At 30.8% G+C, this 22,849-nt stretch carries 21 protein-coding genes; 9 read left to right on the forward strand and 12 right to left on the reverse strand.

The features are described from left to right. Positions 1-148: 148 nt before the first annotated feature. The 4 genes from LCI24_RS06780 to LCI24_RS06795 all read right to left on the reverse strand — a co-directional run bounded on the left by LCI24_RS06780 (position 149) and on the right by LCI24_RS06795 (position 4,419). On the reverse strand, positions 149-751 hold the full coding sequence (locus LCI24_RS06780) for a Crp/Fnr family transcriptional regulator (protein ID WP_274639692.1): 603 nt from the start codon (positions 749-751) through the stop codon (positions 149-151). Beyond that, complete coding sequence (gene ribB, locus LCI24_RS06785) at positions 752-1,414, reverse strand: 3,4-dihydroxy-2-butanone-4-phosphate synthase (protein WP_274639693.1); 663 nt, start codon at positions 1,412-1,414, stop codon at positions 752-754. A 386-nt stretch (positions 1,415-1,800) separates the two neighbouring features. Further along, positions 1,801-3,498 (reverse strand): lysine--tRNA ligase, encoded by a 1,698-nt coding sequence (gene lysS / locus LCI24_RS06790; protein ID WP_274639694.1) that lies wholly within the window; start codon positions 3,496-3,498, stop codon positions 1,801-1,803. Positions 3,499-3,918: 420 nt separating this feature from the next. Next, complete coding sequence (locus LCI24_RS06795) at positions 3,919-4,419, reverse strand: DUF456 domain-containing protein (protein WP_099215456.1); 501 nt, start codon at positions 4,417-4,419, stop codon at positions 3,919-3,921. A 120-nt stretch (positions 4,420-4,539) separates the two neighbouring features. Between LCI24_RS06795 and LCI24_RS06800 the strand changes: the two genes are divergently transcribed. Genes LCI24_RS06800 through LCI24_RS06815 form a run of 4 tightly spaced genes read left to right on the forward strand, consistent with a single transcriptional unit; the run spans position 4,540 to position 8,246 of the window. Further along, positions 4,540-4,908: a BlaI/MecI/CopY family transcriptional regulator gene (locus LCI24_RS06800; protein WP_274639695.1), complete on the forward strand. Its 369-nt coding sequence runs from the start codon at positions 4,540-4,542 to the stop codon at positions 4,906-4,908. Then, a complete protein-coding gene (locus tag LCI24_RS06805) occupies positions 4,905-6,434 on the forward strand; it encodes a M56 family metallopeptidase (RefSeq protein WP_274639696.1) in 1,530 nt (509 codons plus the stop codon). Before LCI24_RS06800 ends, LCI24_RS06805 begins: the two co-directional genes overlap by 4 nt. A gap of 51 nt (positions 6,435-6,485) precedes the next feature. Continuing rightward, positions 6,486-7,739, forward strand: coding sequence for a tetratricopeptide repeat protein (locus tag LCI24_RS06810; protein ID WP_237270844.1), 1,254 nt, complete (start codon positions 6,486-6,488; stop codon positions 7,737-7,739). A gap of 36 nt (positions 7,740-7,775) precedes the next feature. Beyond that, positions 7,776-8,246, forward strand: a complete 471-nt coding sequence (locus LCI24_RS06815; RefSeq protein ID WP_274639697.1) for an SAM-dependent methyltransferase — start codon at positions 7,776-7,778, stop codon at positions 8,244-8,246. Positions 8,247-8,251: 5 nt separating this feature from the next. Here the strand turns inward: LCI24_RS06815 and LCI24_RS06820 are convergent, their stop codons facing one another. Continuing rightward, the gene (locus LCI24_RS06820; RefSeq protein ID WP_274639698.1) at positions 8,252-9,760 is read right to left on the reverse strand and encodes a GH3 auxin-responsive promoter family protein; all 1,509 of its coding nucleotides are present in this window, start codon (positions 9,758-9,760) and stop codon (positions 8,252-8,254) included. Between the two features lie 66 nt (positions 9,761-9,826). On the opposite strand from LCI24_RS06820, the gene LCI24_RS06825 reads away from it, so the two are divergent. Beyond that, the gene (locus LCI24_RS06825) at positions 9,827-10,621 is read left to right on the forward strand and encodes a DUF2797 domain-containing protein (RefSeq protein ID WP_274639699.1); all 795 of its coding nucleotides are present in this window, start codon (positions 9,827-9,829) and stop codon (positions 10,619-10,621) included. Here the strand turns inward: LCI24_RS06825 and LCI24_RS06830 are convergent. From LCI24_RS06830 to LCI24_RS06840, 3 genes are all read right to left on the reverse strand, one after another. After that, entirely contained in the window at positions 10,616-11,230 is a 615-nt protein-coding gene (locus LCI24_RS06830; RefSeq protein ID WP_274639700.1) for an HD domain-containing protein, read from the reverse strand. The genes LCI24_RS06825 and LCI24_RS06830 overlap by 6 nt on opposite strands. A gap of 42 nt (positions 11,231-11,272) precedes the next feature. After that, the gene (locus tag LCI24_RS06835; protein WP_274639701.1) at positions 11,273-13,393 is read right to left on the reverse strand and encodes a carboxy terminal-processing peptidase; all 2,121 of its coding nucleotides are present in this window, start codon (positions 13,391-13,393) and stop codon (positions 11,273-11,275) included. Positions 13,394-13,468: 75 nt separating this feature from the next. Further along, positions 13,469-13,984: a hypothetical protein gene (locus tag LCI24_RS06840; RefSeq protein ID WP_274639702.1), complete on the reverse strand. Its 516-nt coding sequence runs from the start codon at positions 13,982-13,984 to the stop codon at positions 13,469-13,471. Between the two features lie 115 nt (positions 13,985-14,099). Here LCI24_RS06840 and surE point away from each other — a divergent pair, with 115 nt between their 5' ends. Genes surE through LCI24_RS06860 form a run of 4 tightly spaced genes read left to right on the forward strand, consistent with a single transcriptional unit; the run spans position 14,100 to position 16,829 of the window. Further along, positions 14,100-14,870 (forward strand): 5'/3'-nucleotidase SurE, encoded by a 771-nt coding sequence (surE, locus tag LCI24_RS06845; protein WP_115901697.1) that lies wholly within the window; start codon positions 14,100-14,102, stop codon positions 14,868-14,870. Then, the gene (locus LCI24_RS06850; protein WP_274639703.1) at positions 14,858-15,145 is read left to right on the forward strand and encodes a hypothetical protein; all 288 of its coding nucleotides are present in this window, start codon (positions 14,858-14,860) and stop codon (positions 15,143-15,145) included. Before surE ends, LCI24_RS06850 begins: the two co-directional genes overlap by 13 nt. A gap of 9 nt (positions 15,146-15,154) precedes the next feature. Beyond that, the gene (lpxB, locus tag LCI24_RS06855) at positions 15,155-16,267 is read left to right on the forward strand and encodes a lipid-A-disaccharide synthase (RefSeq protein WP_274639704.1); all 1,113 of its coding nucleotides are present in this window, start codon (positions 15,155-15,157) and stop codon (positions 16,265-16,267) included. Positions 16,268-16,274: 7 nt separating this feature from the next. Continuing rightward, complete coding sequence (locus LCI24_RS06860; RefSeq protein ID WP_274639705.1) at positions 16,275-16,829, forward strand: C40 family peptidase; 555 nt, start codon at positions 16,275-16,277, stop codon at positions 16,827-16,829. Between the two features lie 167 nt (positions 16,830-16,996). Here the strand turns inward: LCI24_RS06860 and LCI24_RS06865 are convergent, their stop codons facing one another. From LCI24_RS06865 to secDF, 4 genes are all read right to left on the reverse strand, one after another. After that, a complete protein-coding gene (locus LCI24_RS06865; RefSeq protein ID WP_274639706.1) occupies positions 16,997-17,284 on the reverse strand; it encodes a ubiquitin-like protein in 288 nt (95 codons plus the stop codon). Between the two features lie 164 nt (positions 17,285-17,448). Further along, positions 17,449-18,438 carry a GTPase ObgE gene (gene obgE / locus LCI24_RS06870; protein WP_274639707.1) on the reverse strand — a complete coding sequence of 330 codons (990 nt, stop codon included), beginning with the start codon at positions 18,436-18,438 and terminating at the stop codon, positions 17,449-17,451. Positions 18,439-18,510: 72 nt separating this feature from the next. Next, entirely contained in the window at positions 18,511-19,629 is a 1,119-nt protein-coding gene (locus tag LCI24_RS06875; RefSeq protein WP_274639708.1) for an adenylate kinase, read from the reverse strand. A gap of 87 nt (positions 19,630-19,716) precedes the next feature. Beyond that, entirely contained in the window at positions 19,717-22,695 is a 2,979-nt protein-coding gene (secDF, locus tag LCI24_RS06880; protein WP_274639709.1) for a protein translocase subunit SecDF, read from the reverse strand. Positions 22,696-22,849: the final 154 nt, after the last annotated feature.

Consider the following 22,849-nt stretch of genomic DNA (forward strand, 5'->3'; position numbering starts at 1 on the left):
AGCCTTTTAAAGTTATGAAAAAATAGTGAACTTGAAAAAAACAGTTATCTTTTGTTTGTGATTAGTTGATGGAACCCGGAACTAAATTAGAAATTAAAGATACATTTTGTTAGTTTTGGTGCTTTTCATAATAGGTTTATATTGTTTTTTAACTTGTTTTATTTGGTGATGGAGATAAGAATTTAGATTTGATTCTACTTAAAGTTTCCTGTGATATATTAATATAAGATGCTACAATCTTATTTGGTAAGCGTTTTACAATATTTGGATTAACTTTAAATAATTGTTTATATCGCTCTGATGCATTTAGCGTAGTAAATGAAATTAATCTTTTAGAGTTGTTTACATATGCTTTTTCTAAATAAATATTATAAAAATCTCTCCATTTTGGAATGATTTTCATGAGATATCTAAAGTCCTTGTGAGTGATATATAAAAGTTCACTGTTTTCAATGACTTGAATAGATTCTTGAGCAGGTTGATTTGTTATAAAACTAACTAACTCTGTTGCAAATTGATTTTCAAATGCGATATAACGTGTAATATCCTTCCCTTCTTCATCTATATAGAATAACCTTAAACAACCTTTTATAACAAAATAACTAACCTGACTATTTTTTCCACTTGGAAGTAAAATTTGATTTTTGTTTTTTTTAATTGTTTTAAAATATGATAATACGATTTTTAAATCTTCATTATCAATATTGATATTTCTTTTTATAAACTTGGCAAGTTCTTTATGATTAGTCATCTATTTATAATCTCTTACAAATTTACGGTATAGAATAATATCTTGAATTGATAGTATAATTAAATTATGCTCTTTTGCAAAGTGCAAAATAGAATCATTTTTTGCCATCGTTCCGTCATCATTCATTAATTCACATAAAACAGCTTCAGGTTTTAAACCAGCTAGCTTCATTAAATCTACACTTCCTTCGGTATGACCTTTTCTTGTTAGTACACCATTATTATTCGCTCTTAAAGGAAAGATATGCCCAGGCTTAGCTAAATCACTACTTTTAGTATTTTCACTACAAGCTACTTGGATAGTTTTCAATCTGTCTTTAGCAGAAACTCCAGTAGTAACACCTTCTTTTGCTTCAATTGAAATAGTGAAAGGTGTTTGAAAGTTACTAGTATTTTCTTTTATCATATATGGAAGGTTAAGAAAATCAGCTTTTTCGTTTGTCATGCATAAACAAACTATGCCACTACATTTTCTGATCATCAAGGCCATTTGATTAATAGTCATATTGTGAGCAGAGAATATCAAATCACCTTCATTTTCCCTATCTTCATCATCAACTAATATAATTCCATTACCATTCTGAAGATTTTTTAATGCTCTTTCAAGGCGCTCTTGGCTATTGTTACCAAATATCTTTAGTTTATCTAAATCTGCGATTACCATATTGTTTTTTAATTTTTATATGGCAACAAAACTAATCTTCTTTTAAACGAAACTATTTGACCTAAGTCAATAAATTAATCTATTAGATAGCTGTAATTTCAGCTGTGCATTAATTCAGACTTGGTTTTAAAATTCAACTTCTGTTTCTTTTGTTTATATCATTGATTAGCTAATTTGGACAGAACCTCCTAACCCTTTATTTCACTTAAAGTCTATTCATAACAGTTAAACTTTTTTGCATTAAATGAGTTGTAAAATACAAGTTGGAGTTGCTACAACAGTATCTATTAATGTTTTTTAAGTTATTTAAAATAGCATAAAAACCAAATAAAAAAAGCAATCTCAAACGAGATTGCTTTTTAATTATATTCAGTTTTAGAAATAACTTATACGATTTCAACAAACAACCCTTCCTCAGTTTTTTCAACTTTAGCAAGACTGTTTTTGGTTAATCCTTTAATAGTTTTGTCCCACTTTTTGTTAGATAAACCACTTTGAGATTTTAAATCATTTAAACCAATTTTTTCAGCTTTTTCTAACAAAGCTAATACAGCTTTTTCATCGTCGTTTAATTCAACAGTAGGAGCTTTCTTTTCTGGTTTCATCTGTGGGAAGAATAATACTTCTTGAATTGACGGATTATTCGTTAAATACATAATTAAACGATCCATTCCAATTCCTAATCCAGAAGTAGGAGGCATACCATATTCTAACGCACGTAAGAAATCTTGATCGATAAACTCTCCTGCTTCATCATCACCACGAGCAGCTAACTTTAACTGAGCTTCAAAACGCTCACGTTGGTCGATTGGGTCGTTTAATTCAGAATATGCATTGGCAATTTCTTTACCACATACCATTAGTTCAAAACGTTCTGTTAATTCAGGATTGTCACGGTGCTCTTTACACAACGGAGACATTTCTTTTGGATAGTCGGTAATGAATGTTGGTTGAATGTAGTTTCCTTCACACTTCTCACCAAAAATCTCATCAATTAACTTTCCTTTACCCATCGTTTCATCCACTTCGATACCCATGTCTTGAGCAGCCTTACGAATTTCATCTTCCGATTTTCCGTTGATATCAAAACCAGTAAAGTGTTTGATAGAATCTGCCATAGTAACACGTGCATATGGAGCTTTAAAGTCAACTTTATGCTCTCCAAAAGTAGCTTCAGTAGTTCCGTTTACAGCTAAAGCACAGTGCTCTAATAATTTTTCAGTGAATTCCATCATCCAGTTGTAGTCTTTGTAAGCTACATAAATTTCCATTGCGGTAAATTCTGGATTATGTGTTCTGTCCATTCCCTCGTTACGGAAGTTTTTAGAAAACTCATATACACCATCAAAACCACCAACAATCAAACGCTTTAAGTATAATTCATTAGCTATACGCATGTATAATGGAATATCTAATGCATTATGATGTGTAATAAATGGTCTTGCTGCTGCACCACCTGGAATTGGTTGTAGAATAGGTGTTTCTACTTCAAAATATCCTGCATCGTTAAAAAACTGACGCATGGCGTTGAATAACTTTGTACGTTTTACAAACACATCCTTTACTTGCGGATTTACCACTAAATCAGCATAACGCTGACGGTAACGCATTTCAGGATCAGTAAAACCATCAAAAGTATTTCCTTCCGAATCTACTTTAGGCAATGGTAGTGGTTTTAAAGATTTACTTAATAATTTAAAATCTTTTACCATTACAGTGATTTCTCCAACTTGAGTTTTAAATAACTCACCTTCAATACCTACAAAATCACCAATATCTAATAATTTTTTGTATACTTCATTGTATAAAGCTTTGTCTTCACCTGTACAAATTTCATCTCTGTTAAAGTATACTTGAATGCGTCCTTCACTATCTTGCAATTCAGCAAAAGAAGCTTTTCCTTGAATACGACGAGACATTAATCTACCAGCAATAACTACCTTCTTACCTTCCTTAAACTCCTGTTTAATCTGTTTGGAATTCGTATCTAATGGAAATAAATCTGCTGGATATGGATTGATACCCAATTCACGTAATTTTGATAGTTTTTCTCTACGTACAACTTCTTGTTCTGATAATTGCATTGACTTAATTTTTAAGTAATTTTTGTTTAAAGGTGCAAAGATACAATCTATTACAAAATTAGACAACGGTAGTATCATATAGATTTTATAAAAAAAGTAATTTTTATTTGTAGGTTTTAAAAAAGGATGTATATTTGCAGGCTGTCTAATTTTAAAAGGACAGCATTTAGTTGTGTTGTTAGATACTTTAAATAGTATCATGGTTTTGTTAACCAATGGAAAGCTTCCCTTAGATGGGTTGCTTTTTTTTTGCACTTTATTTACGTTTATTATGAAGCTATTTCCCGCTTTCCGCACTCGCTCTCTACGAGGAGCTCAAACAAATGCTTCAATCGGGGCTAAATAATTAATTGTCATTTCGACCGAAGAGAGAAATCTTAGAGTTATTAGTTAGAATTAAAATATAAAAAAAACTTTTTCTTAAAAAAAAGCGGCTTTATACTCCCAGAACTTAACAAAAAACAGTACTAAGAATACCATAGATATTGAAAATTTAATTGTAGCAGAAGCTAAAAAGCCTAAGAATGCACCAAACGATGCTTTGATAGCTCTGTTAGTATCTTTACTATCATAAATTAACTCACCAACCAAAGCACCTACGAAAGCACCAATTAAAATTCCGAAAGGAATAGGAGAGAGTAATCCAATAATTAAACCTATAGTGGTACCGTATACTCCATATTTCGTACCTCCAAATCGTTTAGTTCCCATTGCTGGGATAAAGTAATCAAGAAAAAATATAATGACCGCAATAGCTAAAGTGATTCCTAAAAATGTCCAATTTTGAGGAACTGCTTTTGTTAAATGTAATAATAACAAACCTACCCAGCTAGTAATAGGACCTGGTAATACTGGTAAAAATGAGCCAATAATTCCTAGACAAGCAAATACAAAACCGAGTATAACTAAAAATATATCCATTAACTTTTTTATAGATAAGACGAAGATATGAAAGCTTTGTTACATATTTATCAACTAAAAAATTAGTTTAAACTAATTTTTTAGTTATATTTGTTTCAGAACATTTCATAAAAATATATAATGAGTAAACAATTAACGAAGGCAGAAGAGCAGATAATGCAGGTGTTATGGAGGTTAAATAAAGCTTCAGTAAAAGAAGTAATAACAGAATTACCTGAACCCAAACCAGCATATAATACAGTTTCAACTATTATAAGAATTTTGGAGACGAAAGAGTTTGTAGGGCATGAGCCAAAGGGTAGAGGTTATGTGTATTATCCGTTAGTAGAAATGTCAGAGTATAGTAATGAGAGTTTACACAAGTTAATGAATGGTTATTTTGGAGGCTCATTTAAAAGTATGGTGTCATTTTTTATGAAAGAAAACAAAATGGACATTCAAGAGCTAGAAAGTATTTTAAAAGAGGTGGATAAAAATAAGAAGTCATGATAAACTACATTGTTCAAGTTGTATTATTTCAAGTTCTTTTTGTAGCGGTGTATGATTTCTTTTTAAGTAAAGAAACCTTTTTTACAAAAAATAGATGGTACTTGTTAAGCACTGCATTACTTTCTTTTATGTTGCCTTTATTTAAAATTTCGACAGTTCAAAAAGTTGTTCCTCAAGAATATTACACTTTATTACCAGAGGTAGTGTTATCACCTCAAAAAGTGATCGAAAAGGCTGCTTGGTATCAATCTGTTAATTATTTAGATGTACTATTTTGGATTGGATGTTTATTATTTTTTGTAGTGTTTTTAGTAAAATTAGAACGTATTATTCGATTAGTTTTACAATATGGAGTTGCTAGAAAAGAAAATTATAAATTGGTATTACTACCAAATGAAACTAAGGCATTTTCATTCTTCAATTATATTTTTTTAGGAAACGAAATTCCTTCTTCGAAAAGAGAAAAAATTATTCAGCACGAATTGGTACATAGCAAACAGAAACATACGTTAGACCTGTTGTTTTTTGAGTTCTTGAAAATAGTCATGTGGTTTAACCCGATGGTGTATGTATATCAAAACCGCATTTCTCTAGTTCATGAATATATTTCAGATGCTATAGCCAGCAAATCAGATAAAAAAGAAAACTATATAAACCATTTACTCGCTGATATTTTTCAGGTCGAGCATATTTCATTCATTAATCAATTTTACAAACATTCATTAATCAAAAAACGAATTATTATGATGACAAAAACACAATCAAAAAAAGTAAAACAACTAAAGTATCTGCTGTTAATACCGCTTCTAGGAATTATGCTTTTGTATACGTCGTGTTCTCAAGATAACAGTGGTTTAGAGCAAAAAAAAGAAAATACAGTAATGTATTCTGAAGTTGAAGGGATGAAAAGAAGAGTTTCTGATTCCAAACAATCATACATGGATATGTATATGGGATTTGAAACTCCAAAGTCAAAAGAACTTAAGTTAAGTGATTTAACGAGTTTAGAGTTATCAGAATACAATGAAAAGGTCGATGGTTTTAAGAAAAATGGACATGATGTTGAACTTAGAGTCTTTGAAGGTATTGAAAATAAAGAACGAAAAGTGTTGTTTTTAGATATGCAAGCTTCACTTAAAAAGTTTAAGTCTCAACAAAAAAATAAATCGATTGACTTAAATAATATACCTTTTTCACTTTTGGATAAAGTACCAACTTTTCCTGGATGTATTGAAGGAGATAAAGTTTGTTTTAATAGAAGTTTGCAGAAATTTGTAAAAGAGAATTTTGATACATCTATAGCTAATGAATTAGGTTTAGATTCAGGTAAAAAAAGACTTTATATTAAATTTAAAATAGATAAAAAAGGTAATGTGACAGACATAATGGCAAGAGCACCGCATCCTACATTAAAACAACATGCAGAAGAATTGGCACATAAATTGCCTCAAATGCAACCAGGAGAAAAAGATGGAAAAATTGTGGCGACTGGGTTTGTATTACCAATCACATTTAACGTAGAATAAATTAATTATATTGGTCACAAATAACCAATGAACAATACCAAAAATAGAAACGTGAGAAATAAAATTTTACTTATTGTTTTTGTAATAGCATTTTTAAAAGTCGAGGCGCAAGTTTCGACTTTTAAAACTATTGATAGTTTAGTAAATATAGGACGCTACCAAACAGCATTAGCAAAGTTACATGAGTTAGATACTACTTTTCAATCAACTTCAAAAGTAGCATCTATTTATGCTTCAATTGATAATTATAAAAAAGCCTCTTTATATTATGAAAAGGCATTGGAGTTAAAAGATGATTATTCAGTAAAAGTAAGGTTGGCAAAAGCATATAAAAAAGAGAAAAAGCTACAAAAAGCTATAGATGTTTATGAAGGTATTATAAGTGAGGATTCTGAAAACTTATTTATTAAGTATCAGTTGGGAAAATTGTATGTACAAACGAAACAACCAGCCAAAGCGATTGATACTTTTAAAAACATTATTAAACAAGATAGCACGAATGCAAATTATCATTACCGATTGGGAATTGCTTACGGAATGTTGAAAAAACGAAATCTAAAAATAAACAGTTTTTTAGAGGCTTATAAAAATGATACAACCCACATTAAATCTATTCATCACTTAGCATTAGCTTACACTTTATTACATGATAAAGATTCAGCAAACATATTTATAAATAGAGGCTTGGTAGTAAACCCTAATCATATTAATTTAAATAAGTTAAAAATTAATAATTTATATAGAGAAGAAAAGTTTACTGAGGCTATTCAATTTTTAAAAAGAATAGATACTATAGAACCCAACGAACATTACACGCAAAAAATGTTAGGGCGTAGTTACTTTAATCTAAAGAAATACGAAGAGGCAAAAAAGTATTTTAATAAAGCCATAAGAATAGATAAATCAGATTTTAAAGCCTATACCTATCTAGGTGATATTAATTTTGAAAAGAAAAAATTTTACAAAGCTCAGTTAGATTATATGGTGGCAACTTTTGCTGGTAAAGAACCCAGAGATGTTGAATATTATCAATTGGCAAGAGTTTATAAAGAATTAGGTAACCCTAAAGAAGAACTTAAATCATATAAAAAAGCTTTTGAAGAGAATAGAAAGAATTATAAAGCATTGTATCAACTAGCAAAAACTAGTGAAGATTATTACAAGGATAAACGAATAGCTTACAAACATTATAAAAATTATGTAAACCGTTTTGAAAGAAAAGATTCTGTATTAACTAAGCATGCTAAAGAAAGGTTAAAAGAAATTAAAAAGTACTATTTCTTACAAGGAGAGATTTTACAATAGTATTTAATTTTGTATATTCATCTTAAAATCAATAAGATGAGTTTTCGCTATGTGGCTTTTTTAATTTGTGCTTTGCTATGTTCTTCTTGCGACTTCTTTTCATACCCAAAAAAGAATAGTGCACAAGCTTTGGATACTATTGTAGATTTTACAAAAGTAGATGTATATCCCTCTTTTAATAGGTGTAAAGATTTACTTGATGAAGCCAAAGCGAATTGTTTTAGAAAAGAAATTCATAAAAGAATAACGACGGATTTAAAACAATATAATTTTGTTACTAAAAACAACTTAGATGAAGAAATTTTAATTGATATTCTGATTAATAAGGAAGGGGAGTTTGTTTTAGTTGAACTAACTACATCTGATACTGTTACCAATCAATTACCAGAATTAGATAGTATTGTAAAGTTAGCAATAGAAAAACTCCCAAGAATAAGTCCTGCTACTAAAAGGGGGATTCCAGTAGTAACAAAATATCAATTGCCTATTAAAATTAAAACAGAGTAGTACGTTTATAATTTCAAAAGTTCCTCAACAAAATCACGACTATTTGATAAACGAGGAATTTTATGTTGTCCACCTAATTTTCCTTTTTCCTTCATCCAATCGTAAAACAAACCTTTACGAGCTAAATGTATTTTAGGCATTGCTAAAGTCATATTATTATAGCGTTTAGCCTCATAGTCAGAATTACAGTTTTTTAAAGCTTTATCTAACTCTTCAGTAAAAAAGGTAAGGTTTTCAGGAGCCTTTTTAAACTCAATAATCCACTCATGTGCACCATTCTCTTTACCATTCATAAAAATAGGACCAACGGTATACTCTTTAATTTCACAGTTAGTTTTATCACTCGCTACTTTTAAAGCATCTTCGGCATTTTCAATAATTAACTCTTCGCCAAAAACATTAATATGATGCTTAGTACGTCCAGTAATTTTTATGCGATAGGGATCAGTTGAGGTAAACTTAACAGTATCTCCTATCAAATAACGCCATAAACCACCATTTGTGGTAATAATAATGGCGTAATTAACATCTTTTTTTACCTCAGAAAGAGGAATAGCTTTAGAGTTTTCTCCATTGTATTCACTCATTGGAATAAACTCATAAAAAATTCCGTAGTCTAGCATTAATAGCATTTCATCAGAATCATTTCGGTCTTGAATAGCAAAAAAACCTTCCGATGCATTATAGGTTTCATAATATTTAAAATCGTCTCTTGGAATGAGTTTCTTATACTGTTCTCTGTATGGATTGAAGTTTATTCCTCCGTGAAAATAAACCTCTAGGTTAGGCCAAACCTCTAAAATATTATCCTTTCCTGTTTTTTCAAGTACTCTATTTAATAAAACTAACATCCAAGAAGGAACACCAACTAAGCTTGTAATATTTTCATGAATAGTTTCATTAATAATAGCTTCCATTTTTGTTTCCCACTCACTCATTAAAGCAGTTTCTTGCCTTGGAGCTGAGCTAAAGTCTGCCCAAAAAGGCATATTTTCAATAATTATTGCAGATAAATCACCAAAATAAGTATTGTTGTCTTCATATACTGCTGAACTTCCACCTAAACGTAGTCCCTTACCAGTAAAAAGCTTTGCGTTTTCGTTATTGTTTATATATAAACATAACATGTCTTTTCCTGCTTTAAAATGGCAATATTCAATAGCTTCATCACTTACAGGAATAAATTTGCTCTTTGCATTAGTAGTACCACTTGATTTTGCAAACCAACGTATAGGCGTAGGCCAAAATAAATTTTGTTCTCCTTTTCTACAACGCTCAATAAGTGGTTCAATACTTTCATAACGTTGAATAGGAACATTGTTAGCAAAGTCAGTATAACTTTTAATTGAAGAGAAATCTTGCAGTTTTCCAAATTCGGTATTCTTAGCAGCGCTTACAAGCTTTAGTAATAGCTCATTCTGAACATCAATAGGATATTTTAAAAACAATTCTACTTGATGTTTACGCTTTTTTAAGAACCAAGAAATGATGGAATTTATAAATGGAAACGTCATAGATTAACTCTTAATTCAATTTTTTTACTGTAATTTTGTGAAGCTAAATGTAACAAAATTTAAGACATGCAATACCAAGGAGTTTTAAAAAAAATGCCTACTGAAAATTTAAGTACAGTTCAATACTATTTAGATATGAGAGGTGATTTTTTGAATATGAATCAGTTATTGAATAAGGAGCTAACCTTAAGTTTTGTTACTTACGAGTGTTTAAACTGCCATTTAGAAAAAAAAATCTACCGTCAAGGTTTTTGTAAAAAATGCTTTTTTGAAACTCCAACAGCTGGTGATTGGATAATGCGTCCTGAATTAAGTAAAGCGCATTTAGGAGAAGAGGATAGAGATTTGGAGTACGAAAAAAAGGTACAATTGCAACCACATATAGTGTATTTAGCAAACTCAAGTAACGTAAAGGTGGGAGTAACCAGAAAACAACAAGTACCAACTCGTTGGATAGATCAAGGGGCACATGAAGCCATTGAAATTGTTGAGGTACCGAATCGTTATTTAGCAGGAATTACCGAAGTCGCCTTAAAAGAGCATGTTGCTGATAAGACAAATTGGAGAACCATGCTAAAGAATGATATTAAGGATGAAAACTTAGTAGAATGGAGAGAAAAGTTACAAGAGTTTATTCCTGATGAAGCTAAAGGATACTATATAGCTAATAATACTGAAACGAATATTCAGTTTCCAGTTGAAAAGTTTCCTAAAAAACCTAAAAGTTTAAATTTAGAAAAGGAAGAAACATACACTGGTAAACTGGTAGGTGTTAAAGGACAATACTTAATATTTGAGGATGAAACAGTGTTTAATGTTCGTTCTAATGAAGGGTTAGTAGTTAAAATTGAGATTTTATAACAGCTCAATTTCTCTTTGAATATTTATACGAGCAGTTTCTTCAAACTTTAGATAAAAATATTCTGTTTTAAATATATTTTTCATCGTTAAAAAATACTGTAATGCTTTTTTTCTCCCTGAGTTATATACCATATTAGGATAAATGGCGTATTCTTTTCGTACATTTTTATAATACTGAGTATATACTTCCCAGTCTTGCCCTAAGATAGATAAATCAGCATCAGTAAAAAAGTTAGTATCTGAATCTTCAGAGGTTTTATGAGATTTAGTAGCTAATATTTGAGAATAACAATTTTCTATAATTTCGTTTGGTACTGAAAGTTGTTTCATTCTTTTAGAAGCTAACTTTCCACTTTTTTCTTCATTGTTACTTTTTAAAGAGTTGTAGATAATATCATGATAAAACAACGTGAATAAAATTGTGTTCCAATGGTTTACTTCAGTTTTTATTGGAGTAAGTTGAAAAAGTAAACTCTCAAGATGTTCCAATGTATGGTAGTATCTCTTTTTATCAGAATAACTCTCAACAACTTCTTGCCATAACAGGATGTTAAGATTGTTATCGTTTGAGTAAGTAGCTAACAGGTTTAAAAAAGTATTTTTTAGCATAAAATGAGTAAAAAAGAAAAAGGGTTCATTTGAACCCTTTTTTTAATGTTTTACAGCAACATGGTTGTTGTTCATTTTTAATTCGCTTAGTACGTTTAGTGCTTCATTTATGTATATATCTTTCTGAAGATTTTTATGCCATGCAACACGTTTTTCTTCTAGAACAGTATCCTTTTTAAATAGGTTTAATTCGTACTTAGGAGAAACAAATGTTAAGTGTGAATCAAATTTAAAGATATCTTTAAATTGTTCTCCTTCTTTAGTTTTAGCTTCACTTTCCTTTTTAAAAGCGTCATAGTTTAAAGAATAGACTCTTTCGTCTTGGTTTTTCTTTAACCACTTAGCATAGTCATTTATTTTATTAAACTTTTCGTTGTTCATTACACGTTGCTTACTATTGTAAACAACATCTGCAAAATTACTATATGAGTTGGTAGTGGTATATTTAGCTTGTTGTACCTTATCCCAAGGTAAAGCACCATCTAAATCACGTTCTCCAAAATCCATATAACTATATCTGGTAGGTAAAGAAATATCAGAATAAACTCCTTCAATTTGAGTAGAACCACCATTGATTCTATAGAATTTTTGAATGGTCATTTTTAAAGCTCCTAAATCATTAGGATATTGCTCATAAAAGCGGTTTATAGGTAACACATTTTGTACAGTTCCTTTACCGTAAGTTTGCTTACCACCAATAATAACACCACGTTTATAATCTTGCATTGCTGCAGCAAAAATTTCAGAAGCAGAAGCAGAAAATTCATTTACCATCACTACTAATGGCCCTTCCCATTGAATTTTTGGATCAGTGTCAACCTTTACTAAAGGATCTTCACCACGATATTTAACTTGAACAATTGGTCCTTTGTTGATAAATAAACCACCAATTTCAATAGCTGTTTTTAAAGAACCACCTCCGTTATCACGTAAATCAACAATTAAACCTTGAACATTTTCCTCTTTTAAACGTTCAATTTCTTTTTCCATGTCTTTTGCTGCATCTCTACGGCTTAAGTCATTAAAATCTATATAAAACCTAGGAAGGTTAATGACTCCATATTTTTTACCATTTTTTTCAACTATACTTGACTTTACAAAAGTTTCTTCAAGCTCAACTACATCTCTAATAATTGGAATAACTTTAATAGAACCGTCAATTTTTTTCTTTACAGTTAAACGAACTTCTGTTCCTTTTTTTCCTTTGATAAACTTTATAGCATCATCCAAACGCATTCCAACAATATCTAAAGGCTCTTCATCTCCTTGAGCAACTTTTAAAATAATATCATCAGCTTCTAATTCACCTTGTTTCCATGCAGGTCCTCCAGAAATTAATTCAACAATGTGAGTGTAAATTCCTTTTTTCTGTAAACGAGCTCCAATACCTTCTAATTTACCAGACATTTCTTGGTCGAAACGTGTTTTAATTCGAGGAGACATATAAGTTGTATGTGGGTCAAAACCGCTTACTACGCTATTTAAAAACGTAGAATACCAGTCAGAGTTTTCAAGTTCACCTATACGCATGTATAAGTCGTCCATATTTTTTAAGACTTTTTTTCGTGCTTCAGCCTCTAAAACTTTAAAACTTTTCTTTTTAAAGCTCTTATCTTTTTTAGCCTTCTCGTTTTGTTGATTTTCAGCGTCTTCAATATTGCTTAAAATCGATAATTTTAATTGCTTCCTCCAATAATCAATTAACTCAGTTTCGTTTTTAGCATACGGAACTTTGTCGTAATCAATATCAATAACCTCCTTTTTCTTATAGTTAAAAGGTTGCTTTAATAAAGAACGATAGGTCTTTTTACCTGACTCCATCTTTTCTAAAAAACGTTTATATACTAATTTGTAAAAATCAATATTCGATTCTCTTAGTTGATTATCTATTTGATACTTGTATTGAGAAAATTCTTTTAAATCTTCTTGAGTAAAATAACGCTTACTAGGATCTAAACCATCAATAAATGTAGTATACACATGTTCAGAAAAATCGTCATTTAACTTTTTTTGAACGTAATGGTATCTACTTAAAATATTTTTTAAAACATAAACAATAACACGGTCTTTTTCAGGATCGTTATTTGGAAGCGTATTCGAACTAACAGAGTTAGAAAATAAAAGGGTGATTGCTAAAAATGGTATAATAAACTTCGTCTTCATAAAACCTTCTGTCTTTTTAATTTGTGTTGAGTCGTTGTGTTGCTAAGCTACTAAAATAATGCCAATTTTTTAGTTTTATTGCTTTTTATAAATGCCTCTAAAAACTTCTTTAGTCTTTTTAAGGTCTTCATTAAGAAAATTCCAAACTTGAGTTACAGAACCATCTTTGTTCTTTGTCCAAGTAATTTGATTGTAATAATTGCCTTTTTCATTTTTTACAAGATCACTTTTTAAAGTCATAGTATTACCTTTAAAACTACCTTTTAGAACTAATGAAAATCCAGTATTATCAATCCAAACTTGGTTCCAAGTATTATCTGCTTTGTTATAATAGTTGTAACTAGTTCCTTGACTTTTTGATGTTTTAGAACTCCAATTTTCTTGAATAGCACAAGCATTAGGCGTTTTTATAACGTTGTTATGACCAATTAATTTTCCTTGTGTATTATAAACATTCCAATTTCCAATCCAAAAATCAAACTGGGTATAGTTTAATTCACTACAAGGTTTTGTAGGGGGATTTTGAGCAGAAATAATTGAAAAAAAAGAAGAAATAACAAAAATTGTAACATAAACAATAATCCGTACCATAACGCTTGAGTTTGATTACCACAATTTTACACATAAAATGAACCAATCTGTCTTTACAAAATGTTAAAAATAGAATCCTTTTTTTATGTTACATTTGTTGTAAAACTTACTTACTATGCAAGATAGACCTTTGATTTTAGTTACGAATGATGACGGAATTACTGCTCCTGGTATTCGTATGTTAATTGAAATTATGAATAAAATTGGAGATGTAGTTGTAGTTGCACCTGATAGTCCGCAAAGTGGAATGGGACATGCTATTACTGTGAATAACGTGTTACACTGTAACCCAATTACTATTGATGAAGGTCCACAAATAGAGTACAGTTGTTCGGGTACTCCTGCTGATTGCGTTAAAATGGCAAAAAATGAAATATTAAATCGTACACCAGATTTATGTGTTTCAGGAATTAATCATGGAGCAAACTCATCAATTAATGTAATTTATTCAGGAACTATGAGCGCTGCTGTTGAGGCTGGTATTGAAGGGATTCCTGCAATAGGTTTTTCTTTATTAGATTTCGATTGGCATGCCGATTTTAGAGCAGCACGTAAGTTTATCGAAAAAATAGCGTTAAATGTTTTATTAAATGGATTACCAGACGGTGTAATTTTAAACGTAAACATTCCAAAGTTAAAAGAAGACGAAATTAAAGGAGTTCGTATATGTAGACAAGCGAATGGTTACTGGAAAGAAACGTTTGATAAACGTAAAAGTCCTTTTGGGAAAGAGTATTATTGGCTCTCTGGAGAGTTTATTAATAGAGATAAAGGACAAGATACTGATATTTGGGCATTAGAAAATGGTTTTATATCTGTAGTACCTGTTCAATTTGATATGACAGCACATCACGCAATTCAAAAACTACACACATGGGACATATAAAAAAAGAGATATTGATTGGAATTATAGTCTCATTGTTGGCAACAACCTGTGGATTTTTTATTTATTTAGAGTATATCTCAGAACTTAGTATTTCTGAAACTATTACTACAATAAAAGAAGGAGGAGTATTGGGATCTGTAATAGCTTTAGCAGCGATACCTAATTTATTTGTTTTTTGGGTGTTTCTAAAAAAGAAACAAGATTATAGAGCAAGAGGAGTGTTAATAACTACAATTGCGGTAGCTTTATTAACAGCATTTTTAAAGTTTTTCTAATTTTAATACATGAAATATTACATTCTTGTAGGTGAAGCTTCGGGTGATTTACACGGAGCTAATTTGATGAAAGCCTTGTTAAAGGAAGACTCAAAAGCAGATATTCGTTTTTGGGGAGGAGACCTAATGCAAGAAGTTGGAGGTACACTTGTTAAGCATTATAAAGAACGTGCTTTTATGGGGTTTGTTGAGGTGTTGATGAACTTACGTAAGATTTTAGGAATGATTTCTTTTTGTAAAAAAGACATTGCTCAATTCAATCCTGATGTAATTATTTTTATTGATAACTCAGGTTTTAATCTTCGTATTGCTAAATGGGCAAAAAAGCAAGGTTTTAGAACTAATTATTATATTTCACCTCAAGTTTGGGCAAGTAGAGCTGGTAGAGTTAAAGATATTAAACGAGATATCGACCAAATGTTTGTAATTCTTCCGTTTGAAAAAGAGTTTTATAATAAGCATGGTTATGATGTTCGTTTTGTAGGGCATCCTTTAATTGATGGAATTGCCGGAAGAGAACAAGTTTCTATAGAAAAGTTCAGGAAAGAACATAATCTAGGACATAAAGAGGTCATAGCATTGTTACCAGGAAGTAGAAAGCAAGAAATAACAAAAATGTTATCGGTAATGCTTTCGTTGGTAAAGGATTTTCCAAAATATCAGTTTGTAGTAGCTGGAGCACCAAGTCAATCTTACGAGTTTTATCAAGAAATAATTGGAGATTCAAATGTGAAATTCATTAATAATAAAACTTATGATTTATTAAGTATTTCACATGCTGCTTTGGTAGCGTCAGGAACAGCAACTTTAGAAACAGCTTTGTTTAAAGTACCTCAGGTAGTGTGCTATAAGGGAAGCAACATTTCATATCAAATAGCCAAACGAATAATAACATTAAAATACATATCGTTAGTTAATTTAATAATGGATAGAGAAGTGGTAAAAGAATTGATACAAAATGATTTTACTAAAGAAAATTTGCAACACGAATTAACACGTATTTTAGAACCAGAGCATCGTCAGCAATTGTTTTTGTCATACTTTGATTTGGAACAAAAATTAGGAGGAAAAGGAGCCTCTGCAAAAACAGCAAAGTTGATTGTTGCTGGATTAAAAAAGTAAAAATAGCATGATAAAAAAAGTCTTCTTTATATGTATGGTGTCATTTTTAATGATTTCTTGTGGATCATCAAAAAATGTTAGCACGACTTATCAAAAAAGAGCTTCAACAGTTAACCCTAAAAAAGTAGAAGTTACAGATACTAAAACCAGTGAAACATTAACAAAAAAAGAGGATGTAACCGTTGCAGATAAAATTGTATGGACGGCAGTAACTTATAAAGGAGTGCCATATCGTTTTGGAGGAATGACTAAAAGAGGAATGGATTGTTCTGGATTAATTTTCACATCGTTTAAACAACGAAATGTACCCATAGCAAGAACATCGCATCAAATGTACGTACAAGGAGAAAACATTTCATTACGAGAGGTTCAAAGAGGAGATTTACTATTTTTTAAAACTTCAAGAAAAAGGGGGAGAGTAAATCATGTTGGGTTAGTAACTTCTGTTGATAATGGAGATATCCGTTTTATACATTCAACTACATCACGGGGGGTTATTGTAACTTCACTACATGAAAATTATTGGAAACGAGCTTTTATTAAAGCAAAGAGGGTGTTGTAGTGTAACAATAATTGAAAATTACTTATAATATTTTTAACTCTATCTTACTATAGAAAAAGATGTAATAAGTATATTTAAGACAACGGTTTTATATACTCATATCAAAGAAATAGGAAAAGGCTGTTTTCAAAAACAACCTTTTTTGTTTAAAAAGGAATCACTGCTATTTAACAGTCATCACTCCTAAGAATCATGTGTAAAGTGCTTTCTTTTACAATATTATAATCAATTAACATTCTTCCATCTTCAAGTTGTTTTCCTGCATAAATAATTCTCATGCATTCAGGAGGGACTCCACTTTTGTCTTGCAGTTTTAACTTAACATTCTCAATTGAATCACTAGGTTCAACTTCTATAGTGTAAGTTTTACCTGTTAAAGTTTTGACGAAAATTTGCATCGAGAAAGCATTAAAAGAAATAGTTAAGAAAAGTAGTGTGGTAAATAGTTTTTTCATTACAGTTTTTATTTAAAATTTCGGACTAATATATATATAATCTTAGAGAGTAAATATAAATAATCAGGTTTTATTACTATCTATCTTGCATTAAATTATTAAGAGATAATAAAAAAGCAACCTCAAATGAGATTGCTTTTTCCAATATTATTTAAGCTGAATAATTAATTCAACATTTGCCACAGTTTGTCTTTCAACTCCATCAAGCCCTGTTGAGCTACAGAGGAGATAAATAAGGCTTCAATACCTTCTGGTAAATCTTGTTTGATTTCTTCTTTAAGTTCATCATCTAACATATCCGATTTTGAGATAGCTAACAAACGATCTTTATCTAATAATTCAGGATTGTGTTTACGAAGTTCATTTAACAAGATTTCATATTCTTTTTTTATATCCTCGCTATCTGCAGGAATTAAAAATAGTAGGGTAGAGTTACGCTCAATATGACGTAAAAAGTGATGTCCTAAACCTTTTCCTTCAGCAGCTCCTTCAATAATTCCTGGAATATCAGCCATTACAAAACTTTGATGATTACGATACTCTACAATACCTAAGTTAGGTTTTAGGGTTGTAAAAGCATAATCAGCAATTTTAGGTTTAGCGGCTGTAATTACTGATAATAAAGTAGATTTACCAGCATTTGGGAAACCAACTAAACCAACATCGGCTAAAATTTTTAACTCAATACGATACCAACCTTCTTGTCCGTCAATACCAGGTTGAGCATAACGAGGGGTTTGATTGGTAGGAGATTTAAAATGCCAGTTACCACGACCACCTTTACCACCTTCTAGAAGGATGATTTCTTGTTCGTCTTCAATAACTTCATATAAAATTTCGTCAGTATCAGCATCACGGATAATCGTTCCTAATGGAACAGGAATTATAACATCTGCACCATCATGCCCAGTACTTCTACTGCTACTTCCATCGCCACCGTGTTCAGCTCTAAAATGACGTTTAAATTTTAAATGGAAAAGTGTCCACATATTTTTATCGCCACGTAATATTATGTGACCACCTCGACCACCGTCACCACCATCAGGTCCACCTTTCGCAATATATTTTTCGCGATGTAAGTGTGCAGATCCACGACCACCTTTACCAGATGATGCGTAGATTTTAATATAGTCGACAAAATTTCCTTCAGTCATTGTTTGTTATTTATTTGTAGAATCGTTAAAAAACGATAATTGTTATTGTTTTAACGATTAAACAAGCGTTTGTTATAGTGTATCAAATACGTCTGATAAACGTTGTGTAATTTCTTCAATAGAACCAACTCCGTTTACTCCGTAATAGTTGTTTTGCGATTGATAATAGTCTTTTAAAACAGCAGTTTTAGTGTTGTATTCATTAAAACGATTACGGATTTTACTTTCATCCATATCGTCAGAACGACCACTAGTTTTTCCTCTTTCTAAGATACGTTCAACTAATAAGTCTTCAGGAACTTCTAAAGCAACCATACCGTTAATACGTTCACCTTTTTCAGCTAAAAAAGCATCTAAAGCTTCTGCTTGCGATTCTGTACGAGGAAAACCATCAAAAATGAATCCTGCTGAATCAGCATTTTTGTTAACCTCTTCTTTTAACATATTAATGGTAACTTCATCAGGAACTAAATCACCAGCATCAATATATTTTTTTGCTAATAGACCTAATTCAGTTTCATTTTTAATATTAAATCGAAATACATCTCCTGTTGAAATGTGTACTAAATTGTATTTTTCTTTTAAAACTTGGGCTTGAGTACCTTTTCCTGCTCCAGGAGGGCCGAATAATACGACGTTTTTCATTTTGGGTTGTGTTGTTAATTGATAAATAGCAGGCAAATTTCTACCATACCCTTTGTAATCTAATCCGTAGCCTACAATAAACTTATCTTCAATACCTTTTCCGATATAATCTATATGTAGTTCTTTACGGTAAACATCAGGTTTGTAAAAAAGCGTTACTATTTTTAGTTCTTTTAAATTTTTTGTTTTAAAGATTTCATAAATCTCTTGAAGTGTTGTACCTGTATCAATAATATCTTCTAAAATAATAACGGTACGACCAGTTAAATCTTCATTAAGACCAATTAAATTCTTTACGTTTTCTGTTGAGGAAGTGCCTTGGTAGGAAGACAACTTAACAAAACTAATTTCACAGTTTCCTTTATATTCACGTAAAAAATCGGCAGTAAAAACAAAGCATCCGTTTAAAATCCCTATAAAAATAGGAACTTCATCAGAAGGTAAATCTTTTCTTACTTGTTCAGCTAATGAGTTAACAATTTTAGAAATTTCATCAGCTGAAATAAATTCTTTAAAGTATAAATCGTGGAGTTTTGTAATTTTCATCAGACTGCAAAGATAGTTGCTTGATATTAAATGAAAAAACCGTTTTGAAGTTTATTCAAAACGGTTTTATGTATGTTTTTATATGAGTTACTTGTTTTCTTCTTTTTTAGAAACGTCAAACATAATTGGCGTTGCAACAAATAAAGAAGAGTAAGTACCTACTACCACACCTACGATTAATGCGAACATAAATCCTTTAATACTGTCTCCTCCAAAGAAGAAGATAGCTAACATTACTAATAATGTAGTTAAAGATGTGTTGATAGTTCTTCCTAATGTACTGTTTAATGCTTTGTTTACTAAACTAGCAGTAACTGAGTTTTTACCTTCTGTAAACTCTCTAATTCTATCAAAAATTACCACGGTATCGTTTAATGAATATCCTACTACTGTTAATATTGCAGCGATAAATGATTGACCAATTTCCATATCAAATGGCATGAACTTGTATAGTAAAGAGAATACACCTAATACAACTAATACATCATGGAAAACAGCTACTACCGCACCGATAGAGTATGCCATTTTTCTAAAACGTAATAAGATGTATAAGAAAACTACAATTAATGAACCTAAAACTGCCCATAAAGCTGATTGCTTAATATCATCTGCAATAGTTGGTTCTACTTTCATATAGCTCATAATTCCATTTCCTGCTTTTTCAAAACCAGGTTTAAAGTTTTCATATGAAGTATCACCTAAATATGGTTTTAAACCATTGTATAGAGCATTTTGTACAGTTTCATCAACATCAGTACCCTCTTCATCAATTTTGAAGGCAGTAGTAATTTTTAATTGGTGATCAGAACCATAAGTTTTTACTTCTGGAGCTGTACCAAATACATCTTTTAATTGTTCAGCTACTTCGTTTCCTTTCATAGCTTCATCAAAACGTACTACATAAGAACGACCTCCTTTAAAATCTACTCCCTGTTTTAAACCTACAGTAAAAATAGAAACTAAACCAACTACGATAAAGAATCCTGAGATAATATAAGCAATCTTACGTTTTTGTAAGAATTCAACACTAATATTTCTAAACCAGTTTTTAGAGAAACCTGTATTGAAAGGTAATTTAGTTCCTCTTTCAACAGCACCGTCAATAAATAAACGAGTAATAAATACTGCTGTAAATAAAGAAGTAGCAATACCAATCATTAAAGTTAAAGCAAAACCTTTGATTGGTCCTGTACCGAAAGTGTATAAAATAATACCAGTTAATAAAGTAGTAATGTTGGCATCAATAATTGCAGATAATGCTCCTTTAATACTAAATCCTTCATCTACTGATTCACCTAAGTTTTTCCCTCCATATAATGCTTCTTTGATTCTTTCGAAAATAATCACGTTTGCATCTACCGACATACCTATAGTTAAGATAATACCAGCAATACCAGGTAAGGTTAATACTGAATTGAATGAAGCTAAAATTCCAAAAATGAATAAGATGTTAACAACTAAAGCAATGTTGGCATAAATACCTGCTCTACCGTAGTATAAGAACATCCAAACTAATACTAAGATAATAGCTAATCCGAATGACCACATACTAGCATCAATAGATTCTTTACCTAAAGATGGACCAACAACCTGTGCTTGAATAATACGAGCAGGAGCAGGCAACTTACCTGCTTTTAATACTGTTGCAATATCTTGAGCTTCATTTACAGTCATTGTACCTCCTGAAATCTGAGTGCTACCTCCTGTAATAGCTCCGTTTACTACTGGGGCAGTATATACATAGTTGTCTAAAACTACAGCAACAAACTTACCAACATTTTCGCTAGTCATTTTAGCCCATTGTTTAGTTCCTGAACCATTCATTAACATAGATACAACTGGCTTACTTAACTGGTCGTATTCTTGTTTTGCATCAGCAATTACATCTCCATCAATAGGCGCTTTGTCTTTTCTGTTAGATTTAATAGCATATAAACCAATAATCTCTGTTCCATCAGCACCAGCTTGAGACTTATAGTCCCATAAAAACTTAGTGTACTTTAAATTGTTAGGTAACAAAGCTCTTACTTCCTTATTGTGTAAGAAACTATTTACTTTCGCAGTATCTTGAACTCTGGCTTGTGCAACCAAAGAACTTATTTGTTGTTGGTTTTGAGCTACATTAGGGTATAAATAAGAAAATAAATTCTTTTGAGTTTCAACTTTTGTTGAATCAGCAGATTCACCTAATAAATCATCAATATCATTATCTGTCTTAGCAGTATCTTTCACTTGCTCAGTAACTGAATCATCTTTTAACATTTCAGCAACCTTTGCATTTGCAGCAAAGAAAAAGTTTTGAACGTCTGCATTTGTGTGAACTTCCCAGAACTGTAATTCAGCAGTACTCTGTAATAACTTCTCTACACGATCAATGTCTTTAGCTCCTGGTAATTCTACTTGAATTCTACCAGAGTTTCCAATACGTTGAATGTTTGGTTGTACAACACCAAACTTATCAATACGGCTACGTAATACTTCAAAAGCAGTATTGATAGAAGTGTTGATTTCTTCTTGTAAAGTCGATTTAACCTGCTCATTTGTTTTGTTGAAGTCTATTTTATCACGTAAAGCTTTAGTTCCAAAAATGCTAGGGTCGCTTAATTTAACACTACCGTTGCTTAATTTTTCGAACTCGTTGTAGAATAAATCTAAGTAGTTCTCTTGACTATTCTTTTGAGCTTCATCAGCGTTTGCTAAAGCTTGTTTAAAAGTTGTGTTTTGAGAATCGTTAGATAATCCGATTAAGATATCTTTTACCGATACCTGTAAAATTGCATTGATCCCTCCTTTTAAATCAAGACCAAGGTTCATTTCCTTGTTCTTAATATCGTTGTAAGAGTATTGTACAAATCCTAAATTTACTACCTCTTTGTTAGCTACGCTATCTAAGTATTTTCTTTCATATCTAGCCAAAGCTCTACCATTGTTATCACTAACATTAGCCTTAGCATACTGTTTCGCACTATCCTCTACCTTATTGGCAAAGAATGTAAACGATAATTGATAAATACTTACTAAACCAAAAAGTATAGCAAATAATTTAATTAATCCTTTGTTTTGCATTGTAAATAATTTAAATCGACTTTATTTTAAAAACGTGCAAATATAGCGTTTCATTAAAAGAAAAGCCAATTCTTTTACCATATTTATGTCTTTAGATAATAATTAAGGAATATTTGCTAACAAATGTCAGTTTTCATAGGGATTATATTACGTA

It is taken from the genome of Tenacibaculum larymnensis (assembly GCF_028829235.1).
Lineage (GTDB): Bacteria > Bacteroidota > Bacteroidia > Flavobacteriales > Flavobacteriaceae > Polaribacter > Polaribacter larymnensis.

Excerpts from the sequence above, each read along its gene's own strand:
- secDF (WP_274639709.1), bottom strand. The coding sequence starts at position 22,695 with ATGCAAAACAAAGGATTAATTAAATTATTTGCTATACTTTTTGGTTTA.
- LCI24_RS06835 (WP_274639701.1), bottom strand. The coding sequence starts at position 13,393 with ATGAAGACGAAGTTTATTATACCATTTTTAGCAATCACCCTTTTATTT.
- LCI24_RS06875 (WP_274639708.1), bottom strand. The coding sequence starts at position 19,629 with ATGAAAATTACAAAACTCCACGATTTATACTTTAAAGAATTTATTTCA.
- LCI24_RS06795 (WP_099215456.1), bottom strand. The coding sequence starts at position 4,419 with ATGGATATATTTTTAGTTATACTCGGTTTTGTATTTGCTTGTCTAGGA.
- LCI24_RS06865 (WP_274639706.1), bottom strand. The coding sequence starts at position 17,284 with ATGAAAAAACTATTTACCACACTACTTTTCTTAACTATTTCTTTTAAT.
- lpxB (WP_274639704.1), top strand. The coding sequence starts at position 15,155 with ATGAAATATTACATTCTTGTAGGTGAAGCTTCGGGTGATTTACACGGA.
- LCI24_RS06780 (WP_274639692.1), bottom strand. The coding sequence starts at position 751 with ATGACTAATCATAAAGAACTTGCCAAGTTTATAAAAAGAAATATCAAT.
- LCI24_RS06805 (WP_274639696.1), top strand. The coding sequence starts at position 4,905 with ATGATAAACTACATTGTTCAAGTTGTATTATTTCAAGTTCTTTTTGTA.
- obgE (WP_274639707.1), bottom strand. The coding sequence starts at position 18,438 with ATGACTGAAGGAAATTTTGTCGACTATATTAAAATCTACGCATCATCT.
- LCI24_RS06860 (WP_274639705.1), top strand. The coding sequence starts at position 16,275 with ATGATAAAAAAAGTCTTCTTTATATGTATGGTGTCATTTTTAATGATT.
- ribB (WP_274639693.1), bottom strand. The coding sequence starts at position 1,414 with ATGGTAATCGCAGATTTAGATAAACTAAAGATATTTGGTAACAATAGC.
- LCI24_RS06800 (WP_274639695.1), top strand. The coding sequence starts at position 4,540 with ATGAGTAAACAATTAACGAAGGCAGAAGAGCAGATAATGCAGGTGTTA.
- LCI24_RS06815 (WP_274639697.1), top strand. The coding sequence starts at position 7,776 with ATGAGTTTTCGCTATGTGGCTTTTTTAATTTGTGCTTTGCTATGTTCT.
- surE (WP_115901697.1), top strand. The coding sequence starts at position 14,100 with ATGCAAGATAGACCTTTGATTTTAGTTACGAATGATGACGGAATTACT.
- LCI24_RS06825 (WP_274639699.1), top strand. The coding sequence starts at position 9,827 with ATGCAATACCAAGGAGTTTTAAAAAAAATGCCTACTGAAAATTTAAGT.
- LCI24_RS06850 (WP_274639703.1), top strand. The coding sequence starts at position 14,858 with ATGGGACATATAAAAAAAGAGATATTGATTGGAATTATAGTCTCATTG.
- LCI24_RS06830 (WP_274639700.1), bottom strand. The coding sequence starts at position 11,230 with ATGCTAAAAAATACTTTTTTAAACCTGTTAGCTACTTACTCAAACGAT.
- LCI24_RS06840 (WP_274639702.1), bottom strand. The coding sequence starts at position 13,984 with ATGGTACGGATTATTGTTTATGTTACAATTTTTGTTATTTCTTCTTTT.
- lysS (WP_274639694.1), bottom strand. The coding sequence starts at position 3,498 with ATGCAATTATCAGAACAAGAAGTTGTACGTAGAGAAAAACTATCAAAA.
- LCI24_RS06820 (WP_274639698.1), bottom strand. The coding sequence starts at position 9,760 with ATGACGTTTCCATTTATAAATTCCATCATTTCTTGGTTCTTAAAAAAG.